We start from the raw sequence: 12,821 nt of genomic DNA, 5'->3' as shown, positions 1-12,821 counted from the left end.
CGGTACTCCATGCCATGGGGAGACTCGAACTCCCCGCCCCTTAAAGCGCTAAAGGGGGCCAGTGTCCCAGGATTTTCCCCTCCAGGGTGGGGGCCTGCTCGCTGCAGGTGTGTGGGCTACCATCGCGCGCTTTAAGCAGCGCGCGAGATGACTATCCGTTTTTCAGTTCGGTATTCCAGTTCAGCTGCTGGATGCGGGTATCCAGCTCGCGGTACTGCTTAGACAAATCATCGACGCGCTTGCGCAGATCCGCCACCGGGATGGTGGAGACAAACTTAATCTCGGTGCGGGAATAGCGATCCGAGCGCGTACCCGCCCGCTGCGCCAGGTCGTGGTAGATGCGGCGCTTGCGCAAGAGGCCGTCGCGAAGCGCGAGGGCTTCCATCAGGTTCCTCTTCTCATCAAAGGCGGTGGCGATATTCGTCGCATTAATGGCCTGCACCAGCTCATCGATGCGCCCGGCCACGCCGTCGAGCTCGCGCAGCAGCTCCTGCGGATCCTCATCCGGGGTATCACCCTCCTGCACGCGGGCCACGGTCAGCAGCCGCTCGTGCAGGCTATTGAGGCGCTCCTGCGCCTGCGCGCGCTCCGCCAATGCCTCAGCTAGCAGCATATTTCCTCCTTTATTGGTATAGGTTCCCAAAATAGCGCAGAGCGGCGGAGGGGTCAATGGCCGGCGGGCGCTACCATGAAGGCCATGCATATCGATGACGTCCTTGACCGCGCCCACGTAGTCTCCCTCCCACTTGCCGTGCGTTTCCGCGGCATCACCACGAGGGAGGCCCTGCTCATCGAGGGCCCGGCCGGCTGGGGCGAGTTCGCGCCCTTCTTGGAATACGGCCCGGCCGAGTCCGCCGCGTGGCTGCGCGCCGGGCTCGAGGCCGCCTACGAGGGCTTTCCAGAGCCGGTACGCGATTCCATCGAGGTCAACGCCACCATCCCGGCCGTACCTGCCAGCGAGGTTCCGGCCGTGGTGGAGCGCTACCCCGGCTGCCGCACCTTCAAAATCAAGGTGGCAGAAAAGGGCCACACGCTTGCCGACGACGCCGCTCGCGTCCGCGCCGTCCGCGACACCATCACCCAACGCGGCGAAATCCCTATCCTGCGCGTGGACGCCAATGGCGGCTGGACCGTGGAGGAAGCAGTCCAGGCTGCGCAGATGATGATGCCGTTGGACTATATGGAACAGCCATGCGCCACCACTGAGGAGCTCGCCCAGGTGCGCGGCCGTCTCATGCGCGCCGGCCTCTTCGTACGCGTGGCCGCCGATGAATCCATTCGTAAGGTCGCCGACCCCTATCGTGTCGCCGAGCTGCAGGCAGCGGACGTCGCCGTGGTTAAGCCCGCCCCACTCGGTGGCGTGCGCCGCGTCCTCGAGGTGGCCCAGCATTTGCGTCAGCGCCATATGGATATCACGGTGGCCTCCGCGCTGGATACCTCCATTGGCATCAATATGGGCTTGGCGGCCGTCGCCGCGCTCCCGCGCATCTACGACGACGAGGACATCGATGTCACCCCAGCCGCTGCCGGCCTTGCCACCGGCTTCCTTTTCGAAGAGGACGTCACCGCCCCGCGCCCGCTTATCGATGGCCACCTTCCCGCCGATATCCTCGCCCCCGACCCAGACCGCCTCGCTGCACTCGCCGCCCCCGCCGATCGCCGCGATTGGTGGTTCGATCGCGTTCGCGCCTGCTGGCCGCACCTTTCTGAATCGCACGTTTCTGACTAGGGCCTAGAGCAAGCTCTGGTGAAACCTCCACGCCGGGGTCGCCAGCGCCCAGCGCACCTTCTGCGGCCTGCTCTTTAGCCCGCGCACACTGCGCCGATGCGCCACCGTTTCCTGCACCGTCTCCACCACTAGCTTGAGGTGGTAGTCGGTGCACTCATCCGTAAACTTCAATGGCGCCCATCCGTGCTGCACCGCATGATTGGTCTTCCACGTCCCGATGAGGAATTCCCGGTGATTATTCTCCGGCGCGTGATAGTAAAGCGAGTCCAAGTCCACCACGGTCGTTCCCGCTTCGAAGCCTAAATCCCAGGTGTACGGCCCTAGCCGGAAATTCGGCACCGGCTTGAGACCCACCCGCCGCATCTCGTGGTACATCCGCTGCTCCCATTTCGACGCCGTCCCCACCGGCGCCTGCTCCGCCAACTCGCGCACCGCGTCCCTTTTCTTACTGATCACCAGCTCTAAATCGGCCGCGAACCTCCCCCTTCCGTTGAGCCCGCGATACGCCTGCGCCAGCGCTTCTTTCAGCAGCCACTCGCTGCAGCGCTCGAAGCTCAATGCATCTGCTACCGCCTGTGCCGGCAACGCCATCCTTACACCCTTTATCCGATTCGCCGGCACCGGCCGCGACCTCACCGTATACACCACATCATCCGCTCGAATCCGGCAGTTTTTATCCACCCGGATCACCGCCGGCAGCCGCACCTCGCATAAGCCATAGGCCGCGAGCGCCGCCGTCCCCGAAAACACCGCATCCGGATAAAGTTGCGCCACCGCGGCTACTTTATCTTTCGCGCTCGCCTCTGCAGCGATATAACAGTTGCGCCGCAAGCGCAAAAGTGTTCCCCCACTAATCCTGCTGCGGATTTGATAGTCAGTAAGGCCTAAATCTAGTAATTCATTTCTCGTCCACATGACTCATTGGACTGGAAATCTTCCGGAAAGGTTCCACCTTCCTAGTTTCAACGATTTCGTCCATCTAGAACACCTAAACCGTCGACGGTTTTCGCCATATGGGTGGACGAAATCGTTGAAAGCCGGTGAACCGCTAGAGAGAACCGTTAAAAAACTGCTGTCAGGCTTGAGACTGCCCAACCTGCCACCTGTGAGTACGCTGGAAGGCATGTCTACTATCAAGGTCCGCGATGCTCACCTGCACAATCTGCGCAATGTCGACGTCGATATGCCCCGCGGCAAGCTCGTCGCGGTCACAGGTGTGTCTGGTTCGGGCAAATCTTCGCTGGCGTTCGGTACGATTCACGGCGAAGGCCAACGCCGCTACCTTGAATCGGTAGCACCCTTCGCACGCCGCCTCATTAGCTCGGCCGTCGACCCACAGGTCAGCCAGGTAGAGGGCCTACCGCCGACGGTCGCACTGCAGCAATCGACCTCCGGCGGCGGAGCGCGCTCTACGGTGGGCACGGTGTCCGCGCTCTCCAATAGCGTGCGCCTGCTTTATTCGCGCGCCGGGGATAACCCGGAGGGCCTATACTCCGATTCCTTCTCGCCCAATACCCCGGAGGGAATGTGTCCGCAGTGCCACGGCACGGGCGTGGTTCACGAGCCGACCGAGGACTCCATGGTCCCGGATCCCACCCTCTCTATCGAGGAAGGCGCCATCCAAGCATGGCCCGGCGCCTGGGCCGGCAAGAACTTCCACGACATTTTGATGAACTTGGGCTATGACCTGGATTCGCCCTGGCAAGAGCTGCCGCAAGAAGACCGCGACTGGATCCTCTTCACGGAAGAGCGCCCCGTAGTCACGGTCAAGCCCTTGCGCGGAAAAGATCAGATTCAGCGCAACTATGAGGGCACGTGGCGCTCGGTGGCCAGCTACCTCAATAAGACGCTTGCGGAGACCCAATCGGATACCCTGCGCAAGCGCACCCTGTCCTATATGGAATCGCGCGAGTGCGAGACTTGTGGCGGCCGCCGCCTCAACCCGGCCGCGCTGAAGGTCACCTATGCGGGCATGCCGATTGATGAGCTGGGCGCGCTGCCGCTGGATAGGGTGCATGAGGTGCTCAGCAAGCAGAACCCGGAGGAGAATTCGGCCGAGGATTTGCTCCTGCGGCAGATTCTGCCGGCGTTGACCTCGGCGCTGGAGCTCGGCTTGGCGCACCTCAGCCTGGATCGGCCGACGCAGAGCCTGTCCGGCGGCGAGATGCAGCGCATCCGTTTGGCGGCGCAGCTGCGCTCCGGTCTCTTCGGTGTGGCCTATGTGCTCGACGAGCCCTCGGCCGGCCTGCACCCCGATGAGCGCGACGCGGTCATGGATATGTGCCGCCGTTTCATCGCGGCCGGCAACTCCGTGCTCTTGGTGGAGCATGACATGGATCTGGTCGCGCAGGCGGACTGGCTCGTTGACGTCGGCCCGCTGGCCGGCGAGCGCGGCGGCAACGTGGTCTATTCGGCCCCGGTTGCAGACTATGACGCGGACACCCCTACCGCCAATGCGCTGGCTCACCGCACGCTCGCGCTTGCCGACGACCCCCGCACCCCCTCCTCCCACCTCGCCCTGCGCGGCATCAACGCACGCAGCATCGACAACCTGGATGTGGATTTTGGCTTGGGCCAATTCACGGCGGTCGCCGGTGTCTCCGGTTCGGGTAAATCCACCCTGGTCAGCACGGTGCTGGCTGGCCTGCTGCGACAGTCCGCCACGGCCGTTTCCGATGAAGAGGAGACCGAGGACAAGGGCTGGTCCGTAGAGAGCACGGAGGGCTTTGACCGAGTAAAGCGCGTCGTGCAGATTACCCAGAAGCCCATCGGCCGTACCCCGCGTTCCACGCTGGCAACCTATACCGGGCTTTTCGATAACGTTCGCAAGCTCTTCGCCTCCACCGATGAGGCCAAGCAGCGCAAGTGGACGGTCTCGCGCTTTTCTTACAACGTAAAGCAAGGCCAGTGCCCCACCTGCGGCGGCGCGGGCAAGATCGAGGTGGAGCTGGTCTTCTTGCCGGGCTCGTACACCACCTGCCCGGAGTGCGGCGGCGCCCGCTTCAACGACGAGACCCTCGAGGTGACCTGGCAGGGCCGCACCATCGCGGACATCTTGGAGCTCACCGTGGATGAGGCCGCGGAGGTCTTCGCCGAGGAAGAAAAGATTTACCGCGCCATTGCTACGCTGCAGGCCGTCGGCCTGGGCTACCTCCGCTTGGGCCAGGGCGCGCCGGAGCTGTCCGGCGGCGAGGCCCAGCGCATTAAGCTGGCCACGGAGCTGCAGCGCTCCCGCAACTCGCGTCGCGGCCATACGGTCTACCTGCTGGACGAGCCCACCACGGGCCTGCACCCAGCCGATATCGACCTGCTCAATACCGAGCTGCACAAGCTGGCGGATGCGGGCCATACGGTAATCGTCGTCGAGCATGATCTATCGGTCATGGCGAATGCGGACCGCATCATCGAGATGGGCCCGGGCGCTGGCGAAGACGGCGGCCGCATCATCGCGGATGCCACCCCGGCGCAGGTCGCCGCAGAGGATACCGCCACGGGCCGCGCCTTGAGTGCACGCCGAGCGCATTAAGCGGCGAGGCCTAGCTACCCGTTAGCTGTGGGAGACCTCTCTGGGATCTCACAGCAAAATGGGGTAGAGGTAGAGGGTATGACTACTAAAGGCCCTCATGGCGATAATAATGAAACCCGCAGCTGGTCCAGCCCGGCGGATGATGCCACGCGCCAGATTGGCCGCGTGCCCGATAATGCCGCCGGCCCCAGCCGCGACCAAGCGCGCCGCGAGCACCCCAAGCAGTACTTCCCAGGCGAGCAGCAGCCGCAGAATGAGACGCGTCAGTTCGATGCGGCCGCCGGCTACCAGCAGGGCTCTGGCTATCAGCAGGGCTACGGTCAGCAGCAAAGCTACGGCCAGAACTATCAGCAGCCGGCCGGGCAGGCATATGGCCAGCAGTACGCGCAGCAGCCCGAGTACGAGCCGGTGCCGTCGAACTATGATCCGGACCAGCCGGAAAAGCGCAAGAAGAAGGGCGGCGGCGGTGGCGCCATGGCCGGCGTCTTCGCGGCCATCGCGGTACTTGCAGTGCTGGCTGCGGCGGTCCTGTTTTTCCTGTGGCGCAATGCCGCGGACGAGGCGGATAAGCCGGACCCACAGCCGGTGACGGAAACGCTGACCACGGAGGTTCCCACTACCGTGACCCAGACCGAAGAGCCGGATTCGCAGGATGAGAATTCCAATAACCTGCCGAAGCTGCCGGACTTCCAGAATGACCTGCCGTCCGATATCCCGACCGAGCTGCCACCAGAGGTACAAGACCAGCTGGATAAGGGCAGCGACGTGGACATTGAGGGCCTCCTCAATGACCTCCTGGGCGGCGGCGAGCAGTCGGCCGACCAGCCGGGCGCTCAGAACTAAGCGCCCAGCACCTGCCCGGTAAGGGAAATGGCGCGCGGGCAGGTAAAATCGGGCGGCATGAATGAATCGATGCAGTTGGCTGAGAAGGTCGCCGCCCAACTGGCGCGCCACCTCACGGATGTCGTCCTGTGCCCTGGTTCGCGCAACGCGCCGCTGTCGCTGGCGCTATTGGCGCGTGATGATATTCGCGTACACACCCGCCTGGACGAGCGCGGGGGAGCGTTTACCGCCCTGGGCATGGCGCGGGTGCAGCGCCGCCACGTGGGCGTGGTAATGACCTCGGGAACTGCGGTGGCCAATACCTTGCCGGCCGTGGTGGAGGCACACTATTCCCATACGCCGCTGGCGATTATCAGCGCGGATCGGCCGGAGCGCCTGGTGGGTACGGGGGCGTCGCAGACCATCGAGCAGCAGGGCATCTTCGGTGTCTATGCGGACACCACCCAGGTCACCGGCGCGGACGATATCGCGGCGATGGCCCAGCGCTTCCGCGAGGACCTGCAGGTACACATCAATGTGGCCTTTGATGCCCCGCTTGTCGACGCCACCCTGCCAGACCACACCTCCGGCGACGGCGTGCGCGAGCCAGCACCAGCCTTCGTGGACCACGGGGAAGTGGCCGTGGATTTGAGCAAGAACACCCTAGTCATTACGGGTGACGAGGCCTGGGAGGTAGAAGGCCTCCAAGATGTACCGACCATTGCGGAGCCGAGCGCGCCGGGTCCGTATCATCCGGTGCATCCAGCGGCGGCGCATATCTTCCGCAAGGCGCAGGTCTCCGCGAATGATTATGTGGTCAACACCAAGGTGGAGCAGGTCATCGTCGTGGGGCACCCGACGCTGCACCGTGGGGTGTTAGCGCTGATGAATGATCCGGATATTGAGCTAGTGGTGCTCTCGCGCACCAAGGACTTCACCAACCAGCGCGGCGACGAGGCCCGGCTTGGCACCACCGTCAAGGTCACCGGTGAGCCGAGCCGCGAGTGGATGAAGATCTGCGAAGGCGCAACCGATATGGCTGGACAAGCGGTGCGCGAGACCCTCGAGGATGAGGAACTGGGATTCACTGGGCTCCACGTCGCGGCCGCGGTGGGCGATACGCTCTCCGTCAATGACACCCTGGTGCTCGGCGCTTCGAACCCGGTGCGTGATGCCTCCATGGTGGGCCTGCCTTTCGACGGCGTGGATACGTACTCGCCGCGCGGGGCGGCCGGCATCGACGGCACCATCGCCCAAGCCATCGGCATTTCCCTGGCCACGCAATCGCTGGATCCCACCAACTGGCGCGCCCCGCGAGTGATGGCGCTCATGGGAGATGTCACCTTCTTGCACGACGCAAATAGCCTGCTCGTCCCGGAAGATCAGGCGCGACCGGAAAACCTCACCATCGTGGTGGCCAATGACAATGGCGGAGGCATCTTCGAGACCCTAGAGCAAGGCGCCGATGCGCTGCGCGAGTCCTTCGAGCCGGCGTTTGGAACGCCGCATGGGGTGGACGTCGGCAAGCTGGCAGAAGCCTATGAGGCAGACTACCGCGAGGTGACCACCCCGCAGGAGCTATTGGATACGCTGGCGGAGCTGAAGGAATACTCCACTGGGATTACCGTCGTGGAGGCCAAGACCACCCGTGCCACGCGCCGGGCGCTCAATGAGAAGCTCACCGCAAAGGTAGGCCAGTAAATGGCCCCGCCGCAGCATAAGCCGCACGCGGCCGTGGTGCCGCGCTATACGCCCGCGGTTTATCGTCGCCGCCTGCACCAGCTGACGCTGGCGCTGTACCTGGCCGCGCTGGTGGGTGTGGTGGGCATGGTCATCGGGCCGGCGTTGAATGACCACGCCATCGCCAGCCACCCCGCGCGCGCTTTGGCCACGGTCAAGGATGTGGGCATGCTGCGCACCACGGTGGATTTCCAAGACAGTGAGGGGATTTACCACACCCCACAGCACGGGCTGCTCTATCCCAGTGGGCTAGGTGAGGGCCAGCAGGTGTGGGTGCACTACGCCCAGGACGACCCAGACCTGGTCAAGGTCGAAGGCCGCGAATGGACGCTGGCCATCATCCCAGCGCTTTCGGTAGGGGTGGTTGCCACGCTCATCGCGGCCGTGCTGTGGAAGCTGATTAGCTTCTTTACCCGCCGCGCGGAGAAATAATTAACCAAGATTTTCCGCTGGCTTCACCATAAACTTAAGAAGATGGGCCATGATGGTGGCATGCGTGTTGCGATCGTGGCTGAATCCTTCCTTCCTAATGTCAATGGTGTGACCAACTCCGTGCTGCGCGTTTTAGAGCACCTGCACGAGACCGGCCAAGAGGCCATCGTCATCGCGCCGGGCGCCCGTGAGGGACAAGAAGAGATTCCGGACTACCTAGGATTTCCCATCTACCGCGTGCCCACCGTGCGCGTGCCGCTGGTGGATTCGCTGCCGGTGGGCGTGCCTACCACGGCGGTCGATGAGGCCTTGCGCGACTTCAAGCCGGATATCATCCACCTGGCCAGCCCCTTCGTACTCGGCGCGGCGGGCGCTTTCTCCGCCCGCCAGCAGCGCGTGCCGGCCGTGGCGTTGTACCAGACCGATGTTGCCGGATTTGCCACCAAGTACCATGCCTCCGCGCTGGCCTATGGCGTGTGGGAGTGGCTGCGCACGATTCATAACTCCTGCCAGATGACGCTGGCACCGTCCTCGCTGACCATCCGGGACTTGGAAAAGCACCACATTAAAAACGTGCGTCACTGGGGTCGTGGCGTGAACGCAGAACTTTTCCACCCCTCCAAGCGCTCTGAGGAGCTGCGCCGCAGCTGGGATCCGAGCGGCACCAAGAATGTGGTGGGATTCGTTGGTCGCCTCGCCGCGGAAAAGGGCGTGCACCGCCTCTCGGCGCTCAACGGGCGCGAGGATATCCAACTGGTCATCGTGGGCGATGGCCCGGAGCGGCCGCTGTTGGAGGCGCAGCTTCCCGGCGCCGTCTTTACCGGTGCCCTTTCTGGCGAAGACCTCGCCGCCGCCTATGCTTCCTTGGACGTCTTTGTCCACGCCGGCGAGTTCGAGACCTTCTGCCAGTCCATCCAGGAGGCGCAGGCTTCCGGCGTACCGACCATCGGGCCGCGGGCAGGTGGCCCGGTAGATCTCATCGATGAGGGCTATAACGGACTGCTGCTGGATGTACAGACCTTTGTGGAAGACCTCCCCAATGCGGTGGATGCGCTGCTCAACCCAGAGATCCATCAGGAGATGCGTGATAATGCCCGCGAGTCCATTTCCTCCAAGACGTGGAAGGCGCTGTGTGAGCAGCTCGTGGGCTATTACGAAGAGGTACTGGAGGATACTCGCCGGGTGCCGCTGACCATTTTGGGCCAGCGTCCGGAGCTGCCGCGATGGGCGGCTCGTGTCCTTGGCGCCCGCGTAGCCTAGACTGATCATTTGTGTCTAAGGCAGATCTGGATAAAAAGCCCTTCGATGTGGCGCGCATGTTTGACGCCGTGGGCGAGAAATACGACCTCACCAATACCGTGCTGTCCTTTGGGCAGGACGCGCACTGGCGCAAGCGCACCCGCGAGCGTTTGAACCTTAAACCGGGCGAGAAGGTCCTCGACCTTGCAGCGGGTACCGCTGTGTCCACCGTGGAACTTTCCAAGTCCGGTGCGTGGTGCGTGGCGTGTGATTTCTCCCGTGGCATGCTGGCCGCCGGGCGTGAGCGCGACGTGCCCAAGGTGGCTGGCGATGGCATGAAGCTGCCGTTTGCGGATAACACCTTTGATGCCGTGACCATTTCTTATGGCCTGCGCAATATCCACGACTTTGAGCTCGGCCTGCGCGAAATGGCGCGCGTGACCAAGCCGGGCGGGCGCCTTGCGGTGGCGGAGTTTTCCACCCCGGTGGTGCCGATTTTTGGCACCGTGTACAAGGAATACTTGATGCGTCTGCTCCCGCCGGTAGCGCGCCTGGTCTCTTCTAACCCGGAGGCATATATCTACCTCGCAGAATCCATTCGCGCGTGGCCTGGGCAGGAGGAGCTCGCCGCGGTTATCAATCGCAATGGCTGGGCCGAGGCCGGTTGGCAGAACCTTACCTTCGGCATCGTGGCGCTGCACTCGGCGGTAAAGCCAGCCTAGGCGCTGCTCCGCCCGTGCCTGGGGGAGCAGGGGTTAAGCCGCGGTCGAATCCCAGAGGGGCGTATCGCGGCGAAGGGACGAGACCGTGCGGCCGGCGGCGCGCCAGGTGCGTGCGATGAGGTCGCGGTCATCGTCAGTAATGAGGTTGCCCATCAGGCGCGCGGCGGCCGGCATGAGCATGCGGCCGATGGGCCCGCGCAGGGCCAGTGGACCGGCCAGCGGTAGGAACTGCGGATAAGTAAGCAAGCGCGCGGCCGTGCGGGCCAAGAGGAAGGACTCGCCGTAGTGCTCGCGCAAGACGGCCGGCCAGGCCAGGGTGAAATCCTTCGGGCCGAGCAGGCCTACGGCCAGCGCGGCGGTCTCCAAGCCATAATCGATGCCCTCGCCGTTGAGGGGGTTGATGCAGGCCGCGGCATCACCAATGATCATCCAATTGGCGCCGGCCACGTTAGACACCGCGCCGCCCATGGGCAGTAAGGCAGAGGTAACGTGCTCAATTTCCCCGAGTCCCCACTCGGGGCGCTGTTGGGCGGCGTAGAACTCGAGCAGCTTCTTGGTGTTGATCTTGGCGGGGCGCTGCGCGGTTGAGAGCGCGCCGAGGCCGATGTTGACTTGGCCAAGCTCGGGGCCGAGCGGGAAAATCCAGCCGTAGCCGGGCTGCACCTCGCCTTCTTCGTCCTTGAGCTCAACGTGGGAGTGCATCCAGGGCTCGGTGGCATGCGTGGAGGAAGCATAGGAGCGTGCGGCAATGCCATAGACTTCTTCGCGGTGCCAGGTGCGGCCGAGCTTCTTGCCAAAGGTAGAGCGCACGCCATCGGCCACGATGACCCACTTGGCATGCACGGTGGCCTCGCCCACGCGGAAGGAGGTCACGCGGTTGCCCTCGAGCACGGGACCGGTGGCGGGGGTACCGGTGAGGAGGGTGGCGCCGGCTTCCCGGGCGGCGTCGGCAAGCAGGGCATCGAAGCGGAAGCGCGGCAGGGCCGTGCCCACCTGGGAAGGATAGGTCTCCGGCCAAGGCGCGGTAATATCGCCGCCGTAGCCGTGCAGCTTCAGTCCGCGATTGCGATAGGAGGCGTTGACCGCAATGCCAAGCTCAGCAAGCTGGTGCATCGCGCGCGGGGTAAGCCCGTCGCCGCAGGTTTTATCGCGGGGAAACGTCGCGGAATCAATAAGGAGGGTGTTATAGCCGGCGCGTGCGGCATGGATCGCGGCGGCGGCTCCGGCAGGCCCAGCGCCAATGATGGCGACCTCGACATAGGTTTGGGAATCGATCTGCTCCGACATGAGGACTATCATTGCATGAGTTCGACCCCTCGAGTGTGTTTAGGGGCGCGGTTTGGACTACGGTAGGTAATCGATTATCTCTGGCTTTTAGTTGCAAGGAACACTATTTAATGACTCACGGTCAATCGCATGCCACGCACGTGGATCTTGGTGATCCGCAGCTCAACGAGCGCATTGGTGCGGGCATGGAAGCAGTAGAAGACAAGCTGCGCAGTGAAATCGACCGCGGCCAGGACTTCTTGAAGGACAAGGTCAGCCACTTGTCTAAGGCCGGTGGCAAGCGCTTTCGCCCCATGATGGCGCTGCTGGCCTCCGAGTATGGTCCGCGTCCGGGCTGCGAAGAGGTTGTTAAGGCGGCCACCGTCGTGGAGATGGTGCACGTCGCCACCCTTTATCATGACGATGTCATGGATGAGGCGGACCGCCGCCGCGGCGTGGAATCCGCCAATTCGCGGTGGAGTAATTCCGTGGCCATCCTCGCCGGCGATGCGCTCTTGGCGCATGCCTCCCGCCTGATGAGTGAGCTGGATACCCACACCGTGGGCCACTTTGCCGATACCTTTGAAGAGCTGGTGACCGGCCAGATGCGCGAGACCATCGGCGCGGGCGAGGCCAATGCCGTGGAGCATTACACGGCCGTTATCCGTGAAAAGACCGCGGTGCTCATCGCCTCTGCTGGTTACCTGGGCGCCTACCACTCCGGCGCCTCGGCCGAGCATGCCGCAGCCCTGCACCGCATTGGTGGTGCCATCGGCATGATCTTCCAGATTGTGGACGATGTCATCGACATCTTCTCTGACCCTAAGGAGTCCGGCAAGACCCCGGGAACGGACCTGCGCGAGGGCGTATTTACCTTGCCGGTTCTCTACGCCTTGGAGGAAGAGGGCGAAGTGGGCGACAAGCTGCGTGAGCTGCTTACTGGCCCGCTGCATTCCGACGCCGAGGTGGAGCGCGCCATCGAGCTCCTGCACCAGTCTGGTGGCCGTCAGAAGGCGCTGGAGGACATCAATGCTTACCTGCGCACGGTGGAGGAGCAACTCGCCGTGCTACCGGAGAACTCCGCGAGCCAGGCCTTGCGTCAATTGGCGGATTACACGGTGCGCCGCGTGGGCTAGCTGCTTGGTTAAGCCCCTCTCTATAGCCCCATTCGCCCCTACTACGCTGGCGATTTGTAGGTGGGAGGGTGGTTCGTAGTAAAGTACTTACTCGCACCACACAGTGCATGCCAGGTTGCCCGAGCGGCCAAAGGGAGCGGACTGTAAATCCGCCGGCATTGCCTTCAGAAGTTCGAATCTTCTACCTGGCACAGAATGAAACCCCGCAA

At 63.5% G+C, this 12,821-nt stretch carries 11 protein-coding genes and 1 tRNA gene; 9 read left to right on the top strand and 3 right to left on the bottom strand.

What is annotated here, in order from left to right:
- Positions 1–151: 151 nt before the first annotated feature.
- A complete protein-coding gene (locus ACKFRY_RS01055; protein WP_005322951.1) occupies positions 152–613 on the bottom strand; it encodes a DIP1984 family protein in 462 nt (153 codons plus the stop codon).
- 75 nt (positions 614–688) lie between these two features.
- Between ACKFRY_RS01055 and ACKFRY_RS01050 the strand changes: the two genes are divergently transcribed.
- Positions 689–1,729, top strand: coding sequence for an o-succinylbenzoate synthase (locus ACKFRY_RS01050; protein WP_408923006.1), 1,041 nt, complete (start codon positions 689–691; stop codon positions 1,727–1,729).
- 3 nt (positions 1,730–1,732) lie between these two features.
- Here ACKFRY_RS01050 and ACKFRY_RS01045 read toward each other — a convergent pair whose 3' ends face one another.
- A complete protein-coding gene (locus ACKFRY_RS01045; RefSeq protein ID WP_408923005.1) occupies positions 1,733–2,503 on the bottom strand; it encodes a hypothetical protein in 771 nt (256 codons plus the stop codon).
- 349 nt (positions 2,504–2,852) lie between these two features.
- Between ACKFRY_RS01045 and ACKFRY_RS01040 the strand changes: the two genes are divergently transcribed.
- The 6 genes from ACKFRY_RS01040 to ACKFRY_RS01015 all read left to right on the top strand — a co-directional run bounded on the left by ACKFRY_RS01040 (position 2,853) and on the right by ACKFRY_RS01015 (position 10,210).
- Positions 2,853–5,255, top strand: a complete 2,403-nt coding sequence (locus ACKFRY_RS01040) for an ATP-binding cassette domain-containing protein (protein ID WP_408923004.1) — start codon at positions 2,853–2,855, stop codon at positions 5,253–5,255.
- Positions 5,256–5,333: 78 nt separating this feature from the next.
- Positions 5,334–6,098 (top strand): hypothetical protein, encoded by a 765-nt coding sequence (locus tag ACKFRY_RS01035; RefSeq protein ID WP_408923003.1) that lies wholly within the window; start codon positions 5,334–5,336, stop codon positions 6,096–6,098.
- Between the two features lie 57 nt (positions 6,099–6,155).
- Complete coding sequence (gene menD, locus ACKFRY_RS01030; RefSeq protein WP_408923002.1) at positions 6,156–7,778, top strand: 2-succinyl-5-enolpyruvyl-6-hydroxy-3-cyclohexene-1-carboxylic-acid synthase; 1,623 nt, start codon at positions 6,156–6,158, stop codon at positions 7,776–7,778.
- Positions 7,779–8,249 carry a DUF3592 domain-containing protein gene (locus tag ACKFRY_RS01025; RefSeq protein ID WP_080971157.1) on the top strand — a complete coding sequence of 157 codons (471 nt, stop codon included), beginning with the start codon at positions 7,779–7,781 and terminating at the stop codon, positions 8,247–8,249. It begins immediately after the preceding gene.
- A 60-nt stretch (positions 8,250–8,309) separates the two neighbouring features.
- Positions 8,310–9,509, top strand: a complete 1,200-nt coding sequence (locus ACKFRY_RS01020) for a glycosyltransferase family 4 protein (RefSeq protein ID WP_408923404.1) — start codon at positions 8,310–8,312, stop codon at positions 9,507–9,509.
- A gap of 11 nt (positions 9,510–9,520) precedes the next feature.
- The gene (locus ACKFRY_RS01015) at positions 9,521–10,210 is read left to right on the top strand and encodes a demethylmenaquinone methyltransferase (RefSeq protein ID WP_005322922.1); all 690 of its coding nucleotides are present in this window, start codon (positions 9,521–9,523) and stop codon (positions 10,208–10,210) included.
- 33 nt (positions 10,211–10,243) lie between these two features.
- On the opposite strand, the gene ACKFRY_RS01010 is transcribed toward ACKFRY_RS01015, so the two are convergent.
- Entirely contained in the window at positions 10,244–11,509 is a 1,266-nt protein-coding gene (locus ACKFRY_RS01010) for a geranylgeranyl reductase family protein (RefSeq protein WP_408923001.1), read from the bottom strand.
- A 98-nt stretch (positions 11,510–11,607) separates the two neighbouring features.
- Between ACKFRY_RS01010 and ACKFRY_RS01005 the strand changes: the two genes are divergently transcribed.
- Together ACKFRY_RS01005 and ACKFRY_RS01000 are read left to right on the top strand one after the other, a co-directional pair.
- Positions 11,608–12,612 (top strand): polyprenyl synthetase family protein, encoded by a 1,005-nt coding sequence (locus ACKFRY_RS01005; RefSeq protein ID WP_239230597.1) that lies wholly within the window; start codon positions 11,608–11,610, stop codon positions 12,610–12,612.
- 109 nt (positions 12,613–12,721) lie between these two features.
- Positions 12,722–12,803, top strand: a tRNA-Tyr gene (locus tag ACKFRY_RS01000).
- Positions 12,804–12,821 lie beyond the last annotated feature (18 nt).

The sequence above is a fragment of the Corynebacterium tuberculostearicum genome, from assembly GCF_046097255.1.
GTDB lineage: Bacteria > Actinomycetota > Actinomycetes > Mycobacteriales > Mycobacteriaceae > Corynebacterium > Corynebacterium tuberculostearicum_J.
This window is presented reverse-complemented; position numbering and strand designations above follow the sequence as displayed.

Excerpts from the sequence above, each read along its gene's own strand:
- ACKFRY_RS01025 (WP_080971157.1), top strand. The coding sequence starts at position 7,779 with ATGGCCCCGCCGCAGCATAAGCCGCACGCGGCCGTGGTGCCGCGCTAT.
- ACKFRY_RS01055 (WP_005322951.1), bottom strand. The coding sequence starts at position 613 with ATGCTGCTAGCTGAGGCATTGGCGGAGCGCGCGCAGGCGCAGGAGCGC.
- ACKFRY_RS01010 (WP_408923001.1), bottom strand. The coding sequence starts at position 11,509 with ATGATAGTCCTCATGTCGGAGCAGATCGATTCCCAAACCTATGTCGAG.
- ACKFRY_RS01035 (WP_408923003.1), top strand. The coding sequence starts at position 5,334 with ATGACTACTAAAGGCCCTCATGGCGATAATAATGAAACCCGCAGCTGG.
- menD (WP_408923002.1), top strand. The coding sequence starts at position 6,156 with ATGAATGAATCGATGCAGTTGGCTGAGAAGGTCGCCGCCCAACTGGCG.
- ACKFRY_RS01040 (WP_408923004.1), top strand. The coding sequence starts at position 2,853 with ATGTCTACTATCAAGGTCCGCGATGCTCACCTGCACAATCTGCGCAAT.
- ACKFRY_RS01050 (WP_408923006.1), top strand. The coding sequence starts at position 689 with ATGAAGGCCATGCATATCGATGACGTCCTTGACCGCGCCCACGTAGTC.
- ACKFRY_RS01005 (WP_239230597.1), top strand. The coding sequence starts at position 11,608 with ATGACTCACGGTCAATCGCATGCCACGCACGTGGATCTTGGTGATCCG.
- ACKFRY_RS01020 (WP_408923404.1), top strand. The coding sequence starts at position 8,310 with ATGCGTGTTGCGATCGTGGCTGAATCCTTCCTTCCTAATGTCAATGGT.